Raw genomic sequence first — 22,721 nt, 5'->3', positions numbered from 1 at the left:
AACCCAGCATCCCCCTCCCTTTTCTCTGGGTGACGAACACCCCGCAGCCCCCACCCCCGTGGGAGGGGCCAAAAAACAGCCCTACCGGGGTGGGCCCCCCCCCCCCCCCCCCCCCCCCCCCCCGGGGTCACCCGAGCTGCGCCGGGGCTTCCAGGGCGATCCGCTCGAAGACCTTCGCGTCGGCCGCGAAGTCCGAGTCGGGGATGGGCCAGTGGATCGCGAGGTCGGTGAATCCCAGCTCCATGTGCCGGCCCGCGAAGTCGACGAACGCGTCGAGGGACTCCAGCGGGCGTCCGCGGTCCGGGGTGAATCCGGTGAGCAGGAGCTTGTCGAGCCCGGACACGTCGCGGCCGATCTCCGAGCAGGCGGCGCCCAGCTTCTCGATCTGTCCGCGAATGGCTTGAATCGACTGTTCGGAGGTGCCCGTCTCGTACAGCTTGGGGTCGCCGGTCGTCACCCAGGCCTGGCCGTACCGGGCGGCGAGCTTCAGGCCGCGCGGTCCGGTGGCGGCCACCGCGAAGGGCAGCCGGGGGCGCTGGACGCATCCGGGAATGTTCCGGGCCTCGTGCGCGGAGTAGAACGTGCCCTCGTGGCTGACCCCGTCCGTGCCGCCCTCGGTGAGGAGCCGGTCGAGCAGCGGCACGAACTCGCCGAACCTGTCGGCCCGCTCACGCGGGGTCCAGGGTTCCTGGCCCAGGGCGGTGGCGTCGAAGCCGGTACCGCCCGCGCCGACGCCGAGGGTGATCCGGCCGTTCGAGACGTCGTCGAGGGAGATCAGTTCCTTGGCGAGCGTCACCGGGTGCCGGAAGTTCGGCGAGGTGACGAGCGTGCCGAGCCGGAGGCGGTCGGTGACGGCGGCGGCGGCGGTCAGGGTGGGTACGGCGCCGAACCACGGGCCGTCCCGGAAGGTCCGCCAGGACAGGTGGTCGTAGGTGAAGGCGGTGTGGAAGCCGAGTTGCTCTGCGCGCTGCCAGGCCGAACGGCCGCCCTCGTGCCAGCGGAGGTACGGAAGGATCACGGTGCTCAGACGCAGACTCATGCATCGAGCCTAAGCGGAGCCACCCGCCGGTGGCGGCCGCGGGCCGGCGACGAGCCCGCTCCCGCCGGTCAGCGGGGTGCGGGAAAGCGCAGATAGCGCGGTGGTACGGCGGCCGTGAGCCAGACCCCGTTCGCGCTGACGTGGAAGACGTGACCGTCGCGGTGCATGGCGGCGGCGTCCACGGACAGGACGACCGGGCGGCCCCGTCGGGCGCCGACGCGGGTCGCCGTCTCGCGGTCCGCGGAGAGGTGCACGTCGTGCCGGTTCATGGGCCGGAGCCCCTCGGCGCGGATCGCGTCCAGGCTGCCGGCCACCGTGCCGTGGTAGAGGTACGCCGGCGGAGTCGCCGGGGGCAGTCCGAGGTCGACCTCGACGGAGTGGCCCTGGCTGGCGCGGATCCGGGTGCCCTCGACCGCGAAGCGCCGTTTGTCGTTGGTGGCGACCACGTGATCGAGCTCGGCGCGGCTGATGGGGAAGCCGTGCGCGGCCGCGGCGGCGATCAGGGTCCCGATCTCGACCCAGCCGCCCTCCCCGAGCGTGAGGCCGATGCGCTCGGGCTGGTGCCGCAGATGCCTGGAAAGGTACTTCGACACCTTCACGGTGCGTCTTTCGTCCATCGCTTCGTTCATCCCGACAGCGTGCCTGGTGAGACGCTGATCACGCGATTGATTTTGAAAGGGAGGTTTGGTCCACAACCAAGTCGGCTTATCCACAGGGGAATTGGCGATTCTGTGGACAAGGGCCGTGCTATTTACGGTTGTTCAGCAACTCGCGTGTCCCGCGCATGACTTGCTGTCAGCCCGTCCAAGGTCCTTTTCTGCACCTCGCGTTCGGCGGCAGCGGTGATGAAGGCCGCCGCGCGCCCGGGTCCAACCAGGGCCTGCACGAGCCGCATTGTCTCCGCCGGAATCGGCACGTCGCACGTCTCCACCGGGCGTTCCACCGGCTTCCGGGTACCCAGGTGGTGGCTCAGGTGGCGAGTGGCGAACAAGCGCATGGCGCGGGCCAGTTCGGCGTCCACCGATTGCTGAGCCAGGGGCCGCAGCCGACGGACGAGCGACGCCGCCTCCGTCGCCTCGGCGTCGGTCGGCGGGTGTTCCCCGAGATAGCGGGCGAAGACGTGCTCGGTGGTGAACTCCAGGAAGCGGGCAGCGATGTGCTCCACCTGTCCCCTCAACTCCCGCAGATGGCCTGCGATTGCGGAGAGCGGCACCCCGGCCGCGTACAACTCCACGGCCACGGAGAGTTCTTGGGGGCTCGGCACGAGAAAGACGTCGTCCTCCCCCGGGACGCGCTCCAGCACGCCGAGTTCGACCGCGTCGGCGACGGCCGCATCGTCGGGACGACCGCCGAACCGCTCGTCCAGCTCGGCCCGCGAGATCCGCACCGCCTGCTCGTCCGTCCACGGCCCGTCGACCTCCGCGACGAGTCCGAGCACCCCGCCGAGCCCCCGGCCCGCGTCCCAGGCCTCCAGCAGCTCCTTGATGGAGGCCAGCGTGTAGCCCCGGTCCAGCAGGTCGGCGATCTGCCGGAGCCGGGTCAGGTGGGCGTCCGCGTAGACGTTGGCGCGGCCGCGGCGCTCGGGGCGGGGGAGCAGCCCCCGGTCCTGATAGGCGCGGATCGTGCGGACCGTGGCACCGCTGCGGTGCGCCAGGTCCTCGATCCGGTACGCGGCGCCGGCCGGCTCGCCGTGCTCGCTCACGCTGCTCCCTTCCGTACGGCCGCCTCCCCGTGGCGCCGCTTCTGCGTCCGTCCCCCGGTCGTCTCCCGGCCCGCACCGCCGCGCGCACGGCGCGGGCCGCGCTACGCCGACGCCGCCCGCCCGATCGCCCCGGCCGCCGAACGCGCCGCGGGTGAGCGCGCCAGATACTCCACCGCCGCGCGCAGCGAGCCCTCCTGCGAGGGATGGTACGACCGCCGCAGGTAGCGGGGGACGGCGGCGCCGAGTGCCTTCCAGCCGGGGAGCAGTCCCTTGCGCACCGCCCGGTTGTGGGCGGCGAGCGTATAACGCGCACGCCCGGCCAACCGGGGATCGTGGCGCAGGAGATAGGCGGCTCCCCAGCCCCACAGGTAGAGCATCACCGGCGCCGTGACGGCCATGCCCGCCACTCTGCGCGCGTACCGCGGCAGGCCCGGGCCGCCGCAGTGCTGGTACATGTCGAAGGCGACCGCGCGGTGCTCGACCTCCTCCGCGCCGTGCCAGCGCAGCAGGTCCAGCATGACCTCGTCGGCCCCGGCGCGGTCGAGCGCGTGCGCCGCCAGCACCCAGTCGCCGAGGACCGCGGTGAACTGCTCGATCGCGGCGATCACCGACAGCCGGAACCGGAGCCACTCCCGGGCCGGTATCGGCACTCCCGGTGGCGGGCGCTCGCCGAGCAGCCTCTCGAAGAGGAAGTCGACGTACTTCGTGTAGGCGGCGGTGTCGAGGTGCTGCGCCGCCAGATGATCCAGCACGTACGCGTGCTGCACGCTGTGGGTCGCCTCCTGACCCATGAACCCCTTGACGTCCTTGAGGAGTTCGGGATCACCGACCAGGGGGAGGGCCTCCTTGAAGACCTTCACGAACCATCGCTCCCCCGCCGGCAGCAGCAGATGGAGCACATTGATGACGTGCGTCGCGGTCGGTTCGTCCGGGATCCAGTGCAGCGGGGTCCGCTCCCAGTCGAAGGCGACCCGGCGCGGAGCGATCGCGTGCTGCCCGTCGCTCGCGCCGCCGCCCGTGCCGGCGGGCACGGGGCCGCGGGCGGACCCACGAAGCGGGCCGCGTGGGGAGTCGGTCACAGCGGCGGCTCCAGCCGTGCGATCGCGCGCAGCGCCCGCGGGGTGAAACGCGACATGAGGTGCGCGCCGCGCGCCTCGGGCGTGACCGGGACGACCGCCTCATTGCGCACCACCGCGCGCAGGATCGCGTCGGCCACCTTCTCCGGCGGATAGTTGCGCAGGCCGTAGAGCCGGGCCGTCCTCTTCTGGCGCCGCTTCTCCTCCGTCGCGTCGACCCCGGCGAAGCGCGCGGTCGAGGTGATGTTCGTGTTGACGAAGCCGGGGCAGATCGCCGAGACCCCGATGCCCTGGCCGGCGAGTTCCGCGCGCAGGCACTCGCTGAGCATCAGCACCGCGGCCTTGGAGGTGCTGTAGGCGGGCAGCGCCTTGGACGGCTGATACGCCGCGGCCGACGCGGTGTTGACGATGTGGCCGCCCTGACCGCGCTCGGCCATCCGCTTCCCGAAGAGCCGGCAGCCGTGGATCACGCCCCACAGGTTGACGTCGAGGACCTTGCGCCAGTCGTCCGCGGTCGTGTCGAAGAAGGAACCGGAGAGTCCGATCCCCGCGTTGTTCACCAGCACGTCCACCACGCCGTACTCGGTCGCGACCTTCTCGGCGAGCTTCTCCATCGCCTGCTCGTCGGAGACGTCGACCGTCTCGGCCCAGGCCTCGGGGGAGCCGATCAGCCGGGCCATCTCCGCCGTACGGGCCGCGGCCTCGGCGTCCCGGTCGACGGCCACCACCCTGGCGCCGGACTCGGCGAAGGCGTAGGCGGTCGCCCGGCCGATGCCGCTGCCGGCACCGGTGACCAGCACGAGCTGTCCGCCGAACCGGTGCGCGTACCTGCCGGTGGCCACCGTGTCGCGCGCAGGCACCCCGTCCTCGTTTGCCTGGACGAAGTCCGTGATCCACGAGGCGAGTCGGTCGGGCCGGGTGCGCGGGATCCAGTGCTTGGCCGGGAGCGTGCGGCGCACCAGCCGCGGGGCCCACTGCTCCAGCCCGTCGTAGAGCCGCTCGGAGAGAAAGGCGTCACCCAGGGGCGTGACGAGCTGCACGGGCGCGTGTGCGTACGCGTCCTCGCGCGGCCTGCTCAGCCGTGCCCGGACGTTGTCCCGGTACAGCCAGGCGCCGTGGGCCGCGTCCGTCGGCAGCGAGGCGGTCGGGTAACCGTCGGCGGGCACCTTCTCCACCCGCTGGAGGATCCTGGGCCACTGTTTGCCCAGGGGCCCGCGCCAGGCGAGCTCGGGCAGGACGGGCGTGTGCAGCAGGTACACGTACCAGGACTTGGCGCCCTGGCCGAGGAGCTGGCCGACCCGGCGCGGGGTGGGCCGCTTCGCGCGCTGCTTGATCCAGTGCCCGAAGTGGTCGAGCGAGGGCCCGGAGATCGAGGTGAAGGAGGCGATGCGGCCCTCGGTGCGCGGGACCGTGACGAACTCCCAGGACTGCACCGAACCCCAGTCGTGGCCCACCAGGTGCACCGGCCGGCCGGGGCTCACCGCGTCGATCACGGCCAGGAAGTCGTCGGTCAGCTTCTCCAGCGTGAATCCGCCGCGCAGGGGCTCCGGGGCCGTCGACCCGCCGTGCCCGCGCACGTCGTAGAGCACCACGTGGAAGCGCTCCGCGAGGCGCACCGCGACCTCGGACCACACCTCCTTGGAGTCGGGATATCCGTGCACCAGCACCACCGTGGGCCGGGTCCCGTCGCCCAGCTCGGCGACGCACAGCTCGACCCCGCCCGTCCGCACCCGGCGCTCGCGCGCGCCGTCCAGCCCCGTCATCGAAAGCTCCCTGTCCGGCGCGGCCATCACACGCCCTCCGCCCAGCGCCGCACGTGCGGCAGATCGTCGTCCAGCCAGAACGCGCCCTGCTCGGGGTCCTTCGAGTCGGTGACGACCAGGATCTCCTCGAACTTGGCGCCCGTACCCCGGAAGCCGAGGTGCGGCTCGACCGCCCACAGCCCCGGCTGCGGCGGGTGGTCGGAGAAGCGGTACGGCGACCACAGCGGCGACCAGCCGTCGCGGTGGCCGCGCAGCGCGTCGCTCGCCAGCCCCTTCAGGGCCTGGGTGCCGAAGCCGAACAGCCGGGGTGAGAAGGGGCGTTCCTTCACCCGGTCCACCTTGTGCGCGATCACGCCGAAGGGGTAGGCGCGATGCCGGTTCGCATAGCCCTGGCGGACCATGAGCCGGTCCACGTCCTCGTAGATCCCGCGCAGCGGCCGGCGCTCGCGCACCTCGCGCAGGATCAGCTCCCGGTGGGCCGCCAGGTCGGCCATCAGCCGGTCCTGCAGCGGGTTCAGGCCGAGGGAGCCCGAGTAGCCGATGTCCGCCGTGAAGCCCCGGTGCACCGGGGCCATGTCGAGGATGAACGGCATCCCCGGCTCCAGCCGGCGGTCGGTGGGGAAGAACTGGAGCGGGATCCGGAAGTTCACGAACGCCGTGCGGTCGCCGAACCAGGCGAAGGGCAGGTGGAACCAGTCCCGCACCCCGCGCTCGCGCAGCCAGTCGCGCTGCATGCGGGCCGCATCGCGCTCCGTCACGCCGGGCTTCAACTGCGCCGCGACCGCCTCCGCGCATTCGTACGCGAGGCGCTGCACTTCTCTGAACCCCCGCAGTTCCGCGAGGAGTTCGGCCGCCCCCGAGGGGGCCACTGCAGAGCTCATGCCACCGTCCGTCCCGTGTCCGGCTGTGCGCTACGTGCCCGTAACTTGACACTGATGAATGTGACAATTGTTGGAGGCTGCGTCAATAGGCGGGTGCGAAGCCTGTGGACAACCGGGCCGATGTGGACAACCGGGACCGCGGTGCGCCCGCCGTGTTCGACTTCAGGGGGACCCCTACGGGCCCGTACGACTGGAGGCTGACGCCGATCCAGCTCCGTGGTCTGACGACCGGTGTGGCGTGCGCCACTACCGTCGACGACGTGACTGTGATCGTGACCGAAAGCCTGAGCAAGCGGTTCCCCCGGGTGACCGCGCTTGACCGGCTCTCCGTGGACGTCGGGCCCGGTGTGACCGGACTCGTCGGAGCCAATGGAGCCGGCAAGTCCACACTGATCAAGATCCTGCTGGGTCTGTCCCCCGCCACCGAGGGCCGAGCCGAGGTGCTCGGACTCGACGTCGTGACCAAGGGCGCCGAGATCCGCGAGCGGGTCGGCTACATGCCCGAGCACGACTGCCTGCCCCCCGACGTCTCCGCCACCGAGTTCGTCGTCCACATGGCGCGCATGTCGGGTCTCCCGCCCACCGCCGCCCGTGAGCGCACCGCGGACACGCTGCGCCACGTCGGCCTCTACGAAGAGCGCTATCGCCCCATCGGCGGCTACTCGACCGGCATGAAGCAGCGCGTGAAGCTCGCGCAGGCTCTCGTGCACGACCCCAAGCTGGTCTTCCTGGACGAGCCGACCAACGGGCTCGACCCGGTCGGCCGCGACGAGATGCTCGGCCTGATCCGGCGCATCCACACCGACTTCGGCATCTCCGTCCTGGTCACCTCGCATCTGCTCGGCGAGCTGGAGCGCACCTGCGACCACGTCGTGGTGATCGACGGCGGCAAGCTCCTGCGGTCCAGTTCGACCACGGACTTCACCCAGATCACCACGACCCTCGCCGTCGAGGTCACCGACACCGACGAGCACCCCGACGGCACCCGCACGCTGCGCGACGCGCTCCACGCGCGCGGGGTGGAGACCCACGAGGGCGGCGGGCTGCCCGGCGCCGGACACGTCCTGCTGCTCACCGCCGAGGGCGAGGAGACCTACGACCTGGTGCGCGACGCCGTCGCGGACCTGGGGCTCGGCCTGGTCCGCATGGAACAGCGCAGGCACCACATCGCGGAGGTCTTCCACGACGAGCAGACGCAGGCGCAGGCGCACGGAGCGCGGAAGGAGGCGGTCGGCCATGGCGGTTGAGCAGCCCCTCGCCCCGCAGGGCGAGCAGACCCGGATCCACAACATCGGCTACCGCGACTACGACGGACCCCGCCTCGGCCGTGCCTACGCCCGCCGCTCGCTGTACTCGCAGTCCCTGCGCGGCGCCTACGGTCTCGGCCGCTCGGTCAAGTCCAAGGTCCTGCCGATGCTGCTCTTCGTGGTGATGTGCGTCCCCGCACTCATCATGGTCGCGGTCGCCGTCGCCACCAAGGCGAAGGACCTGCCCCTCGACTACACGCGCTACGCCATCGTGATGCAGGCCGTCATCGGGCTCTACGTGGCCTCCCAGGCACCGCAGTCCGTCTCGCGCGACCTGCGCTTCAAGACCGTGCCGCTGTACTTCTCGCGCCCCATCGAGACCGCCGACTACGTACGCGCCAAGTACGCGGCCCTCGCCTCGGCGATGTTCGCCCTCACGGCCGCGCCGCTGCTGGTGCTCTACGTGGGCGCCCTGCTCGCCAAGCTCGACTTCTCCGACCAGACGAGGGGATTCGCCCAGGGGCTGGTGTCCGTGGCCCTCCTCTCGCTGCTCTTCGCCGGCATCGGCCTGGTCGTCTCCGCGGTCACGCCCCGCCGAGGCTTCGGCATCGCGGCCGTGATCGCCGTCCTGACCATCTCCTACGGCGCCGTCTCCACCCTCCAGGCCATCGCGGACGCCCAGTCCAGCGGCTCGGCCGTGCCCTGGATCGGCCTCTTCTCGCCCGTCACGCTCATCGACGGCGTCCAGACCGCCTTCCTCGGCGCGACCTCCTCCTTCCCCGGCGGAGAGGGACCGACGTCCGGGCAGGGCGTCGTCTTCCTCATCGTCGTCCTGGGCCTCATCGCCGGCTGCTACGGCCTGCTGATGCGCCGCTACCGAAAGGTCGGACTGTGACCACGCTGAACATCGACCACGTCTCGCGCTGGTTCGGCAACGTGGTGGCCGTCAACGACATCACGATGACGATCGGCCCCGGCGTCACCGGCCTGCTCGGCCCCAACGGCGCCGGCAAGTCCACCCTCATCAACATGATGGGCGGCTTCCTCGCCCCCTCCACCGGAAGCGTCACCCTCGACGGACAGCCGGTCTGGCGCAACGAGGACATCTACCGGCACATCGGCATCGTCCCCGAGCGGGAGGCGATGTACGACTTCCTCACGGGCCGCGAATTCGTCGTCGCCAACGCCGAGTTGCACGGCCTGGGCAGGAAGGCCGCCGAACGGGCCCTCGCCACCGTCGAGATGGAGTACGCGCAGGATCGGAAGATCTCCACGTACTCCAAGGGCATGCGGCAGCGGGTGAAGATGGCGTCCGCGCTCGTCCACGACCCCTCCCTGCTGCTGCTCGACGAGCCCTTCAACGGGATGGACCCGCGCCAGCGCATGCAGCTCATGGACCTGCTGCGGCGGATGGGCGACGAGGGCCGCACCGTGCTCTTCTCGTCCCACATCCTCGAAGAGGTCGAGCAACTCGCCGCACACATCGAGGTGATCGTCGCCGGACGGCACGCGGCCAGCGGCGACTTCCGGCGCATCCGCCGGCTGATGACCGACCGACCGCACCGCTACCTGGTGCGTTCCAGCGACGACCGTGCCCTGGCCGCCGCACTGATCGCCGATCCGTCCACCTCCGGCATCGAGGTGGACCTCGCCGAGGGCGCACTGCGCATCCAGGCGGTCGACTTCGGCCGGTTCACCGTGCTGCTGCCCAGAGTGGCGCGTGAGCACGGCATCCGGCTGCTGACGGTCTCGCCGTCCGACGAGTCCCTCGAATCCGTCTTCTCGTATCTCGTCGCGGCGTAGGAGGCCAAGATGTACGACCCCACAGTCGCCCGGCTCACCTACCGGGGCCTGCTCGGCCGCCGCCGGGCCCTCATCCTGGGTGCCCTGCCCGTCCTGCTGATCGTGATCGCCACGGTGGTGCGGGCCCTGACGGGCGCCGACGACCAGGTCGCGGCCGACGTCCTCGGCGGATTCGCCCTCGCCACGATGGTGCCGATCATCGGCGTGATCGCCGGTACGGGCGCGATCGGGCCCGAGATCGACGACGGCTCCGTGGTCTATCTGCTCGCCAAGCCGGTGAAGCGGCCGACGATCATCTTCACCAAGCTGATCGTCGCCGTCGCCGTCACCATGGTGTTCTCCGCCGTCCCGACGTTCGTCGCGGGCCTGATCCTGAACGGCAACGGCCAGCAGATCGCGGTCGCCTACACGGTGGCCGCCCTGGTCGCCTCGATCGCGTACGCGGCGCTGTTCCTGCTCCTCGGGACAGTGACCCGGCACGCGGTGGTCTTCGGACTGGTCTACGCACTCGTCTGGGAGGCCCTGTTCGGCACGCTCGTCGCCGGGGCACGCACCCTCAGCGTCCAGCAGTGGTCGCTCGCCGTGGCCCACAAGGTCACCGGCGGGGACCTCGTCACCTCGGACGTGGGACTGCCGACCGCGACGGTGCTGCTGGTCGCGGTCACGGTCCTCGCCACCTGGTACGCGGGACAGAAACTGCGGACCCTGAAGCTGGCCGGGGAAGAGTGAGGAACGGGGCTCCACGCGCGCGTGGAGCCCCGTTCCCGCCTTGACAGGGGCTTCACGCGCACGCGGGCACACTGGGCGGGAGCACGCTCGGCCGGGAGGACGGGATGGCAGTCGAGGAACCGCACGGCGACGACCGCGAGGGGCCCGAGGACGTCTGGGACGACCTGGTGCTCGACGAGGACTTCATACGCTCGGCGGAGACGGCCGAGCCCTCGGCCCGGGCGCGGATGCTCGCCGCCCGCTGGCGCGACGGGGGGCCCGATCCGCAGCCCTGGCGGTCCGACGAGCCGCCGGCGGGGTGGTTCTTCAGCAAGGGGCGCCGGCGCCGGTGGCGCCGCCGGCAGGGGTGACCCCGGCTCCGGTCCGCCCGCACCCTTTAATCGGTGGCGCCCAAGTCGCCCCGCGGGCACAGTGGTTCCTGTCCACGCCGCCGGTTCGGTCCGGCGCAGCAGTCCGGGAAGGGAGCGCGACGATGTCCTTCAGGCGCATGCCGTCGAGTTCCCCGCAGGGCAGCCCGCGGCGGGTTCCGGAGTAATCACCTCCGTCGAGCCCGCTCCGCACGCGGCACTGCCCGGGGCGGCCGCTTCGAGCGCGCGTTCTCCGCGCGGGCCGCCCACCCGGAGGATTGGCCGAGAGGTAAGGCACCGGCTTGCTAAGCCGTGGTCGGGGTCGACCCCCGCGCGCGTTCGATCCGCGCATCCTCCGCACGACGCATCATCCGTCCCTCCGCGAGCCCACCGGATCCGCCGGTCACCCACCGGCGAGGGGTCCGCGGTGAGCGGGGCCTACCCCAGCAACCGCTCCAGCACGACCGCGATCCCGTCCTCCTCGTTCGAGGACGTCACCTCGTCGGCCACGGCCTTGAGCTCCGCGTGGGCGTTGGCCATGGCCACGCCGTACGCGGACCAGGCGAACATGGGGACGTCGTTCGGCATGTCACCGAAGGCGATCGTGTCCGCGGCCTTCAGGCCCAGCCTGCGCGCCGCCAGGGACAGCCCCGTCGCCTTGGAGAGCCCGAGCGGGAGCAGCTCGACAATGCCCGCGCCCGCCATGGTGACGCCGACCAGACCGCCGGCGACGCGGCCGGCCACCTCGGCGAGCGCGTCGTCGGAGAGGGTCGGATGCTGGACGTACACCTTGTTCAGCGGGGCCGACCAGAGGTCTCCGGCGTCCTTGATCGGGAGGTAGGGCAGCGGGCCTTCCTGCACCCGGTAACCGGGGCCGACGAGCACCTCGCCGTCGAGGCCGTCGCGGCTCGCGGCCAGCAGCAGCGGCCCGACCTCCGCCTCGATCTTGGCGAGGGCCAGCCCGGCCAGCTGCCGGTCCAGCGTCACCGAGGTCAGCAGGCGGTGCTCCCCGGCGTGGTAGACCTGCGCGCCCTGCCCGCACACCGCGAGTCCGTCGTAGCCGAGCCCGTCCAGGATGTGCCGCGTCCAGGGCACCGCCCGTCCGGTGACGACGATGTGCGCCGCACCCGCCGCGGTGACCGCGGCGAGCGCTTCACGCGTCCGCTCCGAGACCGTGTCGTCGGGGCGCAGCAGCGTCCCGTCGAGGTCGGTCGCGACGAGCTTGTAGGGGAACGGCCCGCTGGCGTCGCTCACTTGGAGATCGGCTCCAGGACCTCACGGCCGCCCAGGTAGGGGCGCAGCACCTCGGGCACCCGCACGGAGCCGTCCTCCAGCTGGTGGTTCTCCAGGATCGCCACGATCGTGCGCGGTACGGCGCACAGGGTGCCGTTCAGCGTGGCGAGCGGCTGGACCTTCTTGCCGTCACGCATCCGCACGGACAGGCGGCGGGCCTGGAAGCCGTCGCAGTTCGACGCCGAGGTCAGCTCGCGGTACTTGCCCTGGGTCGGGATCCACGCCTCGCAGTCGAACTTGCGCGAGGCCGAGGAGCCCAGGTCGCCGGTGGCGACGTCGATCACCTGGAAGGGCAGTTCGAGGCTGGTCAGCCACTGCTTCTCCCAGTCCAGGAGCCGCCGGTGCTCGCTCTCGGCCTCGTCGGGCGTGACGTACGAGAACATCTCGACCTTGTCGAACTGGTGCACCCGGAAGATGCCGCGGGTGTCCTTGCCGTAGGTGCCGGCCTCGCGGCGGAAGCACGGCGAGAAGCCGGCGTACCGCAGGGGCAGCTTGTCGGCGTCGATGATCTCGTCCATGTGGTAAGCCGCGAGCGGGACCTCGGAGGTGCCGACCAGGTAGTAGTCGTCCTTCTCCAGGTGGTACACGTTCTCCGCGGCCTGGCCGAGGAAGCCGGTGCCCTCCATGGCGCGCGGGCGGACCAGCGCCGGGGTCAGCATCGGGACGAAGCCGGCCTCGGTGGCCTGGGCGATCGCGGCGTTGACGAGGGCGAGCTCCAGCAGCGCGCCGACACCCGTCAGGTAGTAGAAGCGCGAGCCCGACACCTTGGCGCCGCGCTCGACGTCGATGGCGCCGAGCGCCTCGCCGAGCTCCAGGTGGTCCTTCGGCTGGAAGCCCTCGGCGCCGAAGTCGCGGATCGTGCCGTGGGTCTCCAGGACGACGAAGTCCTCCTCGCCGCCGACCGGGACGTCGGGGTGCACGAGGTTGCCCAGCTGGAGGAGGAGGCGCTTGGTCTCCTCGTCGGCCTCGTGCTGCTCGGCGTCGGCGGCCTTCACGTCGGCGGCCAGCTGGCCGGCCTTCTTGAGCAGCTCGGCCTTCTCGTCGCCCGAGGCCTTGGGGATCAGCTTGCCGAGCGCCTTCTGCTCGGAACGCAGCTCGTCGAAGCGGACGCCGGACGACCTGCGCCGCTCGTCGGCGGAGAGGAGGGCGTCGACGAGTGCGACGTCCTCTCCACGGGCGCGCTGCGACGCACGCACACGGTCGGGGTCCTCACGGAGCAGGCGAAGGTCAATCACCCCTCAAGGCTACCGGTGTGCGCTGACGGCTCACGACTCGATATTCCGGCTAGCCGGGTATGCGGCGATTTGGGCGAAATGACGCATGGATTCCGCGCGTCCGGCGCATGATCTCCGAAGATGACGGACGTCGCCGTGAATGATCTTTCGGGGCCGTCAATAAAAGCGGGCGTACTCCCTGAAACGGGGCAGCCTGGCCCCGGGCGGTTGACCGGATTCCCGTGCGGGAGCGGGGACTTGGGGCCTCGGTTGTCCACAGGAATCCGGACTCCGGAAAGTTATCCACAGGCTGTGCGGAAGATCTGTGGACTTCGGAAGTGATCGTTCCGAAAGCCGCATGCCGGACGGACAATTCCCAAGTCAAACCGTCTCCCCACCCACTTTCGAGTGGAAATGGTTCGCCCTAAGGGATTGATCGATGGAAACGGGTGGACGAAGGGTGACCTGCGGGGCTGTGGACACTCTTGTGGGCTCTAGGGCGATTTGTCGACCGTGTCACGCTTCGTTGTCGACTTGTCCCCAGGTCGAGAAGGTCGCCTGTGGATAACTTCTGTGGACGAAGCAAATCGGCTGGTAGGACCAGCCGGAGCCGCCCGCCGGGGCGGCTCGGCCCGGCTAGAAGCGGCCGTCCTGGCAGCGCGCCAGCCAGTCGGACGCCGCGGCGAACTCGGGATCCGACGTGCCGGCCCGGGGAGCGCGGACGTCCGCGGGGTCGACCTCCGCACGCGGGTACGAGCCGAGGAAGCGCACCTGCGGACAGACCCGCTTGAGGCCCATGAGCGCCTCTCCCACGCGGCTGTCGGAGACATGGCCCTCGGCGTCGATGGCGAAGCAGTAGTTGCCGATGCCCTCGCCGGTGGGACGGGACTGCAGAAGCATCAGGTTGACGCCGCGCACCGCGAACTCCTGGAGCAGCTCCAGCAGGGCGCCGGGGTGGTCGTCGCGCTGCCAGATGACCACCGACGTCTTGTCCGCACCGGTCGGTGCCGCGGGGCGGGCGGGCCTGCCGACCAGGACGAAGCGCGTCTGCGCGTTCTCCGCGTCGTGGATGCCGGTCTCCAGCGCCTCAAGACCGTACGTCGCCGCCGCGAACTCGCCGGCGAACGCGGCGTCGTACCGGCCCTCCTGCACCAGCCGGGCACCGTCCGCGTTCGAGGCCGCGGACTCCCACAGCACGTCCGGGAGGTGCGCCTTCATCCAGTTGCGCACCTGCGGCTGGGCGGCTGGGTGCGCGGTGACGGTCTTGATCCCGGACAGCGTCGTGCCGGGCCTGACCAGCAGCGCGAAGGTGATCGAGAGGAGCACCTCGCGGTAGATCATCAGGGGTGTGCCCACGACCAGCTCGTCGAGCGTCGTGGTGATGCCGCCCTCCACCGAGTTCTCGATCGGCACGAACGCGGCCTCCGCCTCGCCGCTGCGGACGGCGTCGAGCGCGGCCGGGACCGAGACCATCGGGATGAGCTCCCGGGTGGCGGCCTCCGGAAGCGTGCGCAGGGCGACTTCGGTGAAGGTGCCTTCGGGGCCGAGATACGCGTAGCTGGCTGGCATGACCTCACCCTAATGGGCCTGAACCGGCCGGGCTCCCGCCTCTGGAACCAACCGTCCCACCCGCCCCACGTCCTCGGCGGCCGCTGCCGTCGAACCCGCTCCGAGCCGTCCGGGGGCCGCTGCCGTCCGGTTCACCGCATGTCCTCGGCCGCCGCCGTCCGATCCGGCCCACGCCGTCCGGGGCCGCTGCCGTCCGTTACGCCCGACGCAGTCCGTGCGGCCGCCGCCCGTGGGGGCCGACTCCCACGACGCGCGGGCCGGTGCCCGGGCCGGCCGGTTCACGCCTCCAGCAGTCGCTGTCCCACGTACTCGCCCTCTGCCGCCCCGCCGGGCACGGCGAAGAGTCCGCTCGACTCGTGCCGGATGAACGCCGAGAGCGCGTCGCCGCGGTCGAGCTTGCGCTGCACCGGAACGAACCCGCGCAGCGGATCGGCCTGCCAGCAGATGAAGAGCAGGCCCGCGTCGGGCGCTCCGTCCCCGTCGAAGCCGTCGTGGAAGGAGAACGGCCGGCGCAGCATGGCCGCGCCCCCGTTCTGGTCGGGCCGGGTGATCCGGGCGTGCGCGTTGACGGGGATCACCGGCTTGCCGTCCGCGCCGGTGCGGTCGAGGTCCGGCTCCGTCCTCTCGGTGCCACCGGTCAGCGGGGCGCCGTCCGACTTGCGGCGCCCGATCACGTCCTCCTGCGCCTTGCCCGACAGCCGCTCCCAGTCGTCGAGGAGCATGCGGATCCGGCGTACGACGGCGTACGAGCCGTTCGCCATCCATGCCGGGTCGCCCGCGGCGGGCACGAAGATCCGCCGGTCGAAGTCGGGCTCGGACGGCTTGGGATTGCGCGTCCCGTCGATCTGGCCCATCAGGTTGCGCGTGGTCAGCCCCTGCTGGGCGGTGGCGCCGGGGGTGCGGTTGAAGCCGTTCATCTGCCAGCGCACGCGGGCCGCGCCGCCCGCGTCCTTCTGCAGGGCGCGCAGGGCGTGGAAGGCGACGAGCGCGTCGTTCGCACCCACCTGCACCCACAGGTCGCCGTTGCTGCGGGCCTTGTCGAGCCGGTCGGAGGAGAAGTCGGGCAGCGGGTCGAGGGCGACCGGACGCTGCTTCTCCAGGCCCGTCCGTGCGAAGAAGCTGTGCCCGAAACCGAAGGTGACCGTCAGGGACGACGGTCCGGCGTCCCGGGCGACATCCGTGTCGTCGTGGGCGGCGGCCTCGCCCGCCATCAGCCGACGTGCCGTCTCCGACCAGCGGCGCAGCAGCGCGGCCGCCTCCTTGCGGCCGGCTCCGGCCGCCAGGTCGAAGGCGACGAGGTGACCGCGTGCCTGCAGCGGCGTGGTGATGCCGGGCTGATGTTTCCCGTGAAACATGAGCGTGTCCGCGCCAAGGGAGGTCAGCGGAGTGGACTTCTCGCCCTTGGGCGCCGCCGCGTACCCGGCCGCACCGCCGGCCGCACCGAGCGCGAGACCGGTGGCGCCGGCCGTGCCGAGCAGCCGACGCCGCGAGAGGGACCCCGGGTGAGCACCGTGCGGAGCGGGCACAGCCGCCTCCGCACGGGAGGGCGCCTCGGGGGTGGACTGGTCAGGCATGGTGGTTCAGCCGATCTTCGCGTTCTTCTTCACGGTCGTCTGGTCGATGTCGGAGGTCCGCACGGTCACCGCGATCTCCCAGTCTCCCGCCATGGGGATCTGCACCCCGGTCGCCGTCCAGTGTCCGGTGGCGATCCGGTCGGGGGCCACCGGCAGCGGGCCGATGTCCTTCGCGCCGAGCGTGAAAGCGACCTTCACCTCGGGCACGTCGAAGGACTTGCCGTTGGGGCGCTCCACGAAGAGGTGCATGTCGTTGCCGCCGACACGGGCCGGGTCGAGCGTCAGCCGCACGCTGCCCCGGCCGTCCTGGCCGCCGGTGTCGAACGGGACCGTGACGGTCAGCGGTCCGGACCGCTGCACGGTGGACGCGGTGGCCGCCCTGGCCTCCTCCTCCGTACGGCCCGGTTCGGTGGAGGTCAGCACGGTGGTGACGGCGAGCAGCACCACGGCGACACCGGCCTCGGCGAGGACCGAGCGGCGCAGCCCCGAGCGGTGCGGGTCCGCGTCGCGCAGGCGCTTCTCGCGCGCGGTGGCCACGGCGGCGCGCTGGCGCGCCAGTTGGGCGGCTCGGACGGAGTCGGCGGACCCCGCCGCGGACCCGGAGTCGGACGCCGACCCCGCCGCGGACCCGGAGTCGGACGCGGACCCCGCCCCCGACATGGAGCCTGGCCCAGACCCGGACGCAAGGCCGGTCCCAGACCCGGACGCGGACTCCGACCCGGCGGAGACCGCCGCGGGCTCCTTCTCTCCCGAGCGTTCCACCGTCGGCGTGAGCGCGGAGGACGCCTGCGGCAGCCGTGCCGTCCAGCGCCGGGAGATCCACGCGATGCCCACCAGGACGGCCACCAGGCCGATCTTCACGAGCAGCAGCTGTCCGTACCCGGTGCCGGTGAGCGCCGACCAGGAGCCGACCTGGCGCCACGACTGGTAGAGCCCGGTCGCGGCCAGCACCACGACGCTGCCGAACGCGACACCCGAGAAGCGGCGGACGGCCGACGCCTCGATCGGGGCGTCGGAGGGCGCCCGGTAGAGGGCGACGAGCAGCGTGGCCAGGCCGCCGAGCCAGGTGGCGACGGCGAGCAGGTGCAGAACGTCGACCGGCATCGCGATACCCGGCTGGATGCCCGTGGACGCGTGCTCGGCCATCGCCCAGGACGCGGCCAGGCCCGCCGCGACGACCCCGCCGCCGATCCCGAGCCCGAAGGTCAGGTCACGCTTCTCGGCGGCAGCGGCCTCGGCGGCCTCGGCGGCCTCGGCCGCTTCGGCGTCGGCTTCGGGCGTCCGGGCGGCAGCGGCCCCGGTGCCGGTGGCCGCGTCCGAGCCGGACCCGGTCACCGGGCCCGCGTCCGCACCGTGAGCCCCGGCGGGGACGGCGTCCTCTCCGGTCGCCCCGGTGTCCCCGTCCGGCTCGGCCGCCGCGTCACGCTTCACGTACGCCCCGAAGAGCACCGCGATGAACAGGGCTCCCGCGGCCAGCAGCAGCAACCGGGAGACCAGCGCCGCGCCCGTCTTGGTCTGCAGCACCTGGCCGAGCAGGCTCAGGTCGAAGACGTCGGCGAGCTTGCCGGAGCCGGTGTACGAGCCGCGCAGCAGCAGGAGTGCCAGGGTGGCCGCGGTGAGCGCGAGCCAGCCCGAGACGACGAGCCGCTGCACGGGCCGTACACCGGCGCCCCGCTGCCAGCAGGCCAGCACGAAGGCCGCCCCGCCGACCACCAGCACGAAGCCCGCGTACGAGACGTAGCGGGCGAAGCCGTAGAGCCCGCCGACCACCCCGCCGCCGGCCGGCTGGTCGGAGACGGTGACGGAGGTCTGCGAGGGCGCGCCGATGGAGAAGGTGAAGGCGCCCGAGACGGGATGGCTGTCCGCCGACACGACCTGGTAGGTGACGGTGAACGTGCCGTCGGGCAGGCCCGAGTGCAGCTTCACCGCGTACATGGCGTTGCCCAGGTCGATCGGGTCGCCGGAGTCGACCCGCTTGCCCTCCGGGTCGAGGACGCGCACCGAGCCGCCGGACATCGCGACCTTCTCGCTGAAGGTGAGCGTGACCTGTGTGGGCGCCCGGTCGACCACCGCTCCCTGTCTCGGGTCGCTGCCGGTCAGCGCGGCGTGCGCGGAGACCGGCCCGGCGCCCGCCAGCAGCGCGCCGCCGACGGCGAGGAGCAGCAACAGCAGCGTCCGCAGCCGGACGGCCGTACCCCGGTCGGCACGGGGAGCGATGGCCTGCGTCACGGTGGGTCCCTCCCTCAGTGCCCGGTGTCGGGGTTGTACGTCGCGGATTTCACCGGCATGGACACCTTCACCGTGCCGGACTTGGCGAAGTGCAGTTCGATGGCCACCTTCTCGCCCTGCGCGGGCTTGTGGGTGAGCTTTTCGAACATGACGTGGTTGCCGCCGCTGGTGAAGTCGAGGTCTCCGTGCGCGGGCACCGCGAAGGACTTCCGCTCCCGCATCGCGCCCCCCTCGGTGGCGTGCAGGGTGACGTCGTCCGAGAGGTCGCTGGTGACCGAGGTCAGGGTGTCGGCGCCGCCGGAGTTGCCGACGGTGAAGAAGCCGGCCGCCATGTCGGCCGTGGCCGGGGCGGGCATGTAGGCGCCGCTCACCTTCAGTTCGGGCCCGGCGGAGGCGGCGCCGTCGGAGCCGCCGCAGCCCGTGAGCATCAGGGCGGCCGCTATGACGGCCGCGGACGCCGCCGCGGTCCCGGCGGGGCGGCTCACGGGTTCTCCCCCTTGATGAGCCGCGGGAGGTCCCTGGTGTAGTCGTCCACGGTGGCCTTCTCGCCGTAGAGGACGTAACCGTCGTCGGTCTTCGGCGAGAACGCGACGACCTGGGTGCCGTGCACCGAGGTGACCTTGCCGTCCTTGTCCTTCGTCGACGGCTCGATGGTGATGCCGAGGGTGCGGGCGCCGGCCTGGATCGTGTCGAAGTCGCCGGTCAGCCCGACGACGGAGGGGTCGATGCCCTTGAGCCACGTGCCGAGCGCGGCCGGGGTGTCCCGCTCCGGGTCGGTGGTGACGAACACGACGCGGAGCTTGTCCTGCTCGGCCTTCGGCAGCTGCTTCTTCGCGACGGCCAGGTTGTTCATCGTCAACGGGCAGACGTCGGGGCAGTGTGTGTAGCCGAAGTAGATCAGCGTCGGCCGGCCCTTGGTCTCCTCGCGCAGGTCGTACTTCTCGCCCTGCGTGTCGGTCAGGACGAGGTCCGGCTTCTCGAACGGCCGGTCGAGGACCGTGGCGGCCTTGCCCGAACCGGCCTCGGCGGACACCTCGGCCACCGGCTTGCCGCCGTCGTCGCCGCCACAGGCGGAGAGGGTCAGAGCGGCCGCGGCGACCAGGGCGGCCGCGGCATAGGTCTTCTTGCGCATAGAAAAATGTCCCAGATGTGAGTGCGCCGGTGCGCACCGGGGTCGTACGCCGTGCCGGACGGCGACGTCGTACGGCTCCCCGGTACGCACCGAAAGAGGGTGGACCTCAGGCGGTGGTGCGCCGACGGCCGGCCAGCACGCCGAACGCCACGCCCGCCACACCGACGACGATCCCCACGACGCCGAGGACGCGTGCGGTGGTGTCACTGCTGTCGGAGGAGGCGGCGGCCTCGGTCTCCTCGTGCTCCGCCTTGTCGTCGTCGGAGGCGTTCTCGGCGCTCGACGCGCCGTGGTGGCCCTCCTCGGAGGCGGCGGACAGCGCGAGCACCGGCGCCGGGTTCTCCGGCTCCTCCGCGCCCTCCTTCTGCGGCTCGATCCAGCGCACGACCTCCTTGTTGTCGTACGTCTGGATCGCCTTGAAGACGAGCTCGTCGGCGTCCTCCGGGAGCTGGCCCACGGACAGCGGGAACTTCTCGAAGAAGCCGGGCTGGACACCCTTGCCGGTCGCGGTCCAGGTGACCTTCGAGACGACCTCGTCGATCTTCTTGCCGTGCAGTTCGAGCGGCTTGTCCAGCTTGGACCTGGTGACCTTCACGTCCCAGCCGTCGAGGGGCTGGGGCATGACCGAGGCGAGGGGGTGGTCGGTGGGGAAGTTCACCTCGAGCTTGGTGGTCGAGGCGTTGTCGCGCTCGTTGGGGACCTTGAAGTCGATCGTCGCGTACCCGCCCTTGGCGGCCGTGCCCTCCGGCTGCACGCTGACGTGCGCGAAGGCGGGGGCGGACAGGACGACGACGGCCGAGGCGGCGAGGACGCCGGAGGCGGCGATACGGGAAGCCTTCATGGCAGGAAACACTCCACAGTGGGTGATGGTCCGGTGAGGTGAAGAGGCGCGCGTACGAAGAGGGGCCGGGAGCCGGACCCGTTGCAAAGGAGCCGGAAGGGCATCCCCGGGGCCGGTCCCGGAGACGGCTCTCCGGGAGCCCGCCGGTGGGCGGGCACGCGCGCGTGCCGCACGGCGGCGGCCCCTCCGGACGGAGTGGTGCGCCGTGTCAGGCGGCGAGAACGAGCACGGCCGCCGAGGGCGGTCCGCGCCTGATCACCGAGTGCTGGAGTGCGGTCGTACGGAGTGTGGGCGGCCCGGGCGGCTCGGTGCGCGGCGCTCGGGGCGCCGTACGGGCGACGCTCGGGAGCCCGGCCCGCAGCGCGCGGACCAGAGCGAGTGCCGCGCGCAGGGATCGCACGAGGGCGGTCTCCGCGACCCCGTGCGCGGAGAGCCGCATGAGCCGCAGGACCGCCAGGTCGCCGCGGCGCAGCACCCAACCCGCGGCGACGCCCGCGAGTACGTGGACGAGCAGCATGGGCAGGGACGGCAGCACGGACATCGACGAACCGGCCGCGGCCGACACGGTGTCCGCGGAGTGGTGCAGGGAGTGCGCCGTGACGGAGTGCGCCGTGTCCGGGCCGAGCCGGGCGTCGGTGAGGATGCGCTGTGCCTGCGCGGGACTGATCGCCGCCGCGGACGCGCCGCACACCACCCGGGCCGCCCGCTCGACGAGCGAGGCGTCCGACATGCCCGATGCCATGGACGCCATGGAGGCCATGGACCCGCCCGAGGCGGAGGCGCCCGGGGCCGGGGTCATCGACGTGCTGTGCTGCCCCAGCCCGAAGAGCACGTGCAGGGCGGTCTGGCCGGCCGCGAGGACCGCGGCGATGCCCGGCAGCGCCCGCTCGCGCCCCGCCAGCGGAGCGGCGACGGCGAACACGGTCAGGAACGCGGCGCCCACGGTCCACAGGGGCACCGCGGCGCAGGAGGCGATGCCATGACCGGCCGCGGCCAGCGCGACGCAGACCGCGGCGAACACCGCGGCCCGCAGCAGCCGGACATCGCGTCCGGAGCGCACCGTGCGTGCGTGGGGGGCAGTCATGGCGGGGTCATCATCGCACTGGCCCCCCGCGCTTCCCACGGCAGGTCCACAAGATGACGTACGGCGGGAAACACCCGCTTTGGGGGGAGTCGCCGGCGCGCGTGCGACGTCCCCGGTGTCCCCACATACACCGATCTGGGCGTGCGCGCATCCGCCGTATGGGCGGCATCACGTGGTGTGGGCGGTTGCGCACCGGTCCCGGCGGCAATACGTAACGGTATGTCGAGCCGCGGCCTGGAGGCTGGAGCATGAGCATCTGGTGGTCACTCCACTTGCGGCGCGAAGCCGCGAGCGTCCCGCTCGCCCGGCGCCTGCTGCTCGGCACGATGGAGACGGCGGGTGTCGACCCGGACGTCTCGTACGACCTCTCCCTCGCCCTCAGCGAGGCCTGCGCGAACGCCGTCGAGCACGGCGGGCGCACCGCTCCCGACGGGCCCTCCGAGGCGTACCGGGTCACGGCCTACCTCGACGGCGAGACGTGCCGCATCGAAGTGGCCGACTCGGGGCCCGGGTTCCCGCCCGGCCCGGCGCAGGACGCCGGCCACGGCCGGACGGGCGGGCACGGCCCGCGTCCCCAGTTCCGGGCCGCCCGCAGCGACGACGAGAACGGCCGCGGGCTGTGTCTCATCCAGGAACTCGCCGACCACGTCCACATCGGCAACAAGCCCGGCAGGGGCGGTGCCGTGGTCAGCTTCGACAAGATCCTCAAGTGGCGTGAGGGCACGCCTCTGGTGACGGTCTAGCGCATCCCCGGCAGAAGTCCGGCGCACTTCGTGCGACAGGCCGAAGCGCCGTGGGCGACGCGTCCCGCGCCGCACCGACGTGCCTCCGACGCAGCTTCCCGCCCCGGACCGGTGTCTCCGGTGACGGTCAGGCGCTTCTGTGGCGGAACTCCGGCCTCCGGGACGGCGGGACACCGGCATCCGAGACGGACCGTCGCGGCATCCGAGACGGCCGGTCGCGGCGCCCGAGACGGTGGGCCGCGGCGCCCGGCCAGGCTCCGCTCGCCACGCCAACTGCCTTGAAAAGACCGGCCGAACGCGGTCTGGGCGGGGCGGAGGTCGGTCTGCATACTGGCCTGATGCGGGAGTCGGCGCATCATGCGGCCGGCCACGGGCGGGGGACCGGGCACGGTCCTCGCCGAACCGGCCGCGCCACGCCGATGCCCCGCACGCCGTCCGTGACGACCGCGCCCGGC

General features: G+C 72.0%; 21 protein-coding genes and 1 tRNA gene. 7 read left to right on the top strand and 15 right to left on the bottom strand.

The features are described from left to right. Positions 1-127: 127 nt before the first annotated feature. The 6 genes from ACZ4NT_RS13590 to ACZ4NT_RS13565 form a co-directional block, all read right to left on the bottom strand. Complete coding sequence (locus ACZ4NT_RS13590; RefSeq protein ID WP_467725306.1) at positions 128-1,039, bottom strand: LLM class flavin-dependent oxidoreductase; 912 nt, start codon at positions 1,037-1,039, stop codon at positions 128-130. Between the two features lie 68 nt (positions 1,040-1,107). Next, a complete protein-coding gene (locus ACZ4NT_RS13585; protein WP_121404946.1) occupies positions 1,108-1,656 on the bottom strand; it encodes an RNA 2'-phosphotransferase in 549 nt (182 codons plus the stop codon). A 134-nt stretch (positions 1,657-1,790) separates the two neighbouring features. Continuing rightward, positions 1,791-2,741: a MerR family transcriptional regulator gene (locus ACZ4NT_RS13580; RefSeq protein ID WP_467725304.1), complete on the bottom strand. Its 951-nt coding sequence runs from the start codon at positions 2,739-2,741 to the stop codon at positions 1,791-1,793. Between the two features lie 101 nt (positions 2,742-2,842). Beyond that, entirely contained in the window at positions 2,843-3,772 is a 930-nt protein-coding gene (locus ACZ4NT_RS13575) for a metal-dependent hydrolase (RefSeq protein ID WP_467725498.1), read from the bottom strand. Positions 3,773-3,816: 44 nt separating this feature from the next. Beyond that, positions 3,817-5,580 carry an SDR family oxidoreductase gene (locus ACZ4NT_RS13570; protein WP_467725302.1) on the bottom strand — a complete coding sequence of 588 codons (1,764 nt, stop codon included), beginning with the start codon at positions 5,578-5,580 and terminating at the stop codon, positions 3,817-3,819. A 26-nt stretch (positions 5,581-5,606) separates the two neighbouring features. Continuing rightward, a complete protein-coding gene (locus ACZ4NT_RS13565) occupies positions 5,607-6,461 on the bottom strand; it encodes a M24 family metallopeptidase (RefSeq protein ID WP_467725300.1) in 855 nt (284 codons plus the stop codon). A gap of 266 nt (positions 6,462-6,727) precedes the next feature. Between ACZ4NT_RS13565 and ACZ4NT_RS13560 the strand changes: the two genes are divergently transcribed. From ACZ4NT_RS13560 to ACZ4NT_RS13535, 6 genes are all read left to right on the top strand, one after another. Then, positions 6,728-7,708, top strand: coding sequence for an ABC transporter ATP-binding protein (locus ACZ4NT_RS13560; protein ID WP_121406320.1), 981 nt, complete (start codon positions 6,728-6,730; stop codon positions 7,706-7,708). After that, entirely contained in the window at positions 7,698-8,603 is a 906-nt protein-coding gene (locus ACZ4NT_RS13555; RefSeq protein WP_467725298.1) for an ABC transporter permease, read from the top strand. The genes ACZ4NT_RS13560 and ACZ4NT_RS13555 overlap by 11 nt, the downstream gene beginning before the upstream one ends. Continuing rightward, a complete protein-coding gene (locus ACZ4NT_RS13550; RefSeq protein ID WP_121404942.1) occupies positions 8,600-9,511 on the top strand; it encodes an ABC transporter ATP-binding protein in 912 nt (303 codons plus the stop codon). Before ACZ4NT_RS13555 ends, ACZ4NT_RS13550 begins: the two co-directional genes overlap by 4 nt. Positions 9,512-9,520: 9 nt before the next feature. Further along, entirely contained in the window at positions 9,521-10,240 is a 720-nt protein-coding gene (locus tag ACZ4NT_RS13545; protein ID WP_121404941.1) for an ABC transporter permease, read from the top strand. A gap of 104 nt (positions 10,241-10,344) precedes the next feature. Then, positions 10,345-10,590 carry an SGM_3592 family protein gene (locus ACZ4NT_RS13540; protein WP_121404940.1) on the top strand — a complete coding sequence of 82 codons (246 nt, stop codon included), beginning with the start codon at positions 10,345-10,347 and terminating at the stop codon, positions 10,588-10,590. Between the two features lie 269 nt (positions 10,591-10,859). Next, positions 10,860-10,945 (top strand) — tRNA-Ser (locus ACZ4NT_RS13535). A gap of 80 nt (positions 10,946-11,025) precedes the next feature. Here the strand turns inward: ACZ4NT_RS13535 and ACZ4NT_RS13530 are convergent. The 9 genes from ACZ4NT_RS13530 to ACZ4NT_RS13490 form a co-directional block, all read right to left on the bottom strand. After that, positions 11,026-11,841 carry an HAD family hydrolase gene (locus tag ACZ4NT_RS13530; protein ID WP_121404939.1) on the bottom strand — a complete coding sequence of 272 codons (816 nt, stop codon included), beginning with the start codon at positions 11,839-11,841 and terminating at the stop codon, positions 11,026-11,028. Beyond that, positions 11,838-13,115 (bottom strand): serine--tRNA ligase, encoded by a 1,278-nt coding sequence (gene serS / locus ACZ4NT_RS13525; RefSeq protein ID WP_121404938.1) that lies wholly within the window; start codon positions 13,113-13,115, stop codon positions 11,838-11,840. The genes ACZ4NT_RS13530 and serS overlap by 4 nt, the downstream gene beginning before the upstream one ends. A 615-nt stretch (positions 13,116-13,730) precedes the next feature. Then, the gene (pheA, locus tag ACZ4NT_RS13520) at positions 13,731-14,663 is read right to left on the bottom strand and encodes a prephenate dehydratase (RefSeq protein WP_467725295.1); all 933 of its coding nucleotides are present in this window, start codon (positions 14,661-14,663) and stop codon (positions 13,731-13,733) included. A gap of 278 nt (positions 14,664-14,941) precedes the next feature. Further along, positions 14,942-16,237, bottom strand: coding sequence for an iron uptake transporter deferrochelatase/peroxidase subunit (gene efeB / locus ACZ4NT_RS13515; RefSeq protein ID WP_467725293.1), 1,296 nt, complete (start codon positions 16,235-16,237; stop codon positions 14,942-14,944). A 6-nt stretch (positions 16,238-16,243) separates the two neighbouring features. Continuing rightward, the gene (locus tag ACZ4NT_RS13510; RefSeq protein WP_467725291.1) at positions 16,244-18,466 is read right to left on the bottom strand and encodes a copper resistance CopC/CopD family protein; all 2,223 of its coding nucleotides are present in this window, start codon (positions 18,464-18,466) and stop codon (positions 16,244-16,246) included. A gap of 14 nt (positions 18,467-18,480) precedes the next feature. Beyond that, on the bottom strand, positions 18,481-18,894 hold the full coding sequence (locus ACZ4NT_RS13505) for a copper chaperone PCu(A)C (RefSeq protein ID WP_121406318.1): 414 nt from the start codon (positions 18,892-18,894) through the stop codon (positions 18,481-18,483). 53 nt (positions 18,895-18,947) lie between these two features. Continuing rightward, positions 18,948-19,598, bottom strand: coding sequence for an SCO family protein (locus tag ACZ4NT_RS13500; RefSeq protein WP_121404935.1), 651 nt, complete (start codon positions 19,596-19,598; stop codon positions 18,948-18,950). Between the two features lie 106 nt (positions 19,599-19,704). Beyond that, the gene (locus ACZ4NT_RS13495) at positions 19,705-20,439 is read right to left on the bottom strand and encodes a YcnI family protein (RefSeq protein ID WP_121404934.1); all 735 of its coding nucleotides are present in this window, start codon (positions 20,437-20,439) and stop codon (positions 19,705-19,707) included. Positions 20,440-20,647: 208 nt separating this feature from the next. Beyond that, the gene (locus tag ACZ4NT_RS13490) at positions 20,648-21,523 is read right to left on the bottom strand and encodes a hypothetical protein (RefSeq protein WP_467725288.1); all 876 of its coding nucleotides are present in this window, start codon (positions 21,521-21,523) and stop codon (positions 20,648-20,650) included. A 248-nt stretch (positions 21,524-21,771) separates the two neighbouring features. On the opposite strand from ACZ4NT_RS13490, the gene ACZ4NT_RS13485 reads away from it, so the two are divergent. Next, entirely contained in the window at positions 21,772-22,266 is a 495-nt protein-coding gene (locus ACZ4NT_RS13485; protein ID WP_121404932.1) for an ATP-binding protein, read from the top strand. Positions 22,267-22,721: the final 455 nt, after the last annotated feature.

This window comes from Streptomyces sp. NPDC026417 (assembly GCF_055567695.1).
This window is presented reverse-complemented; position numbering and strand designations above follow the sequence as displayed.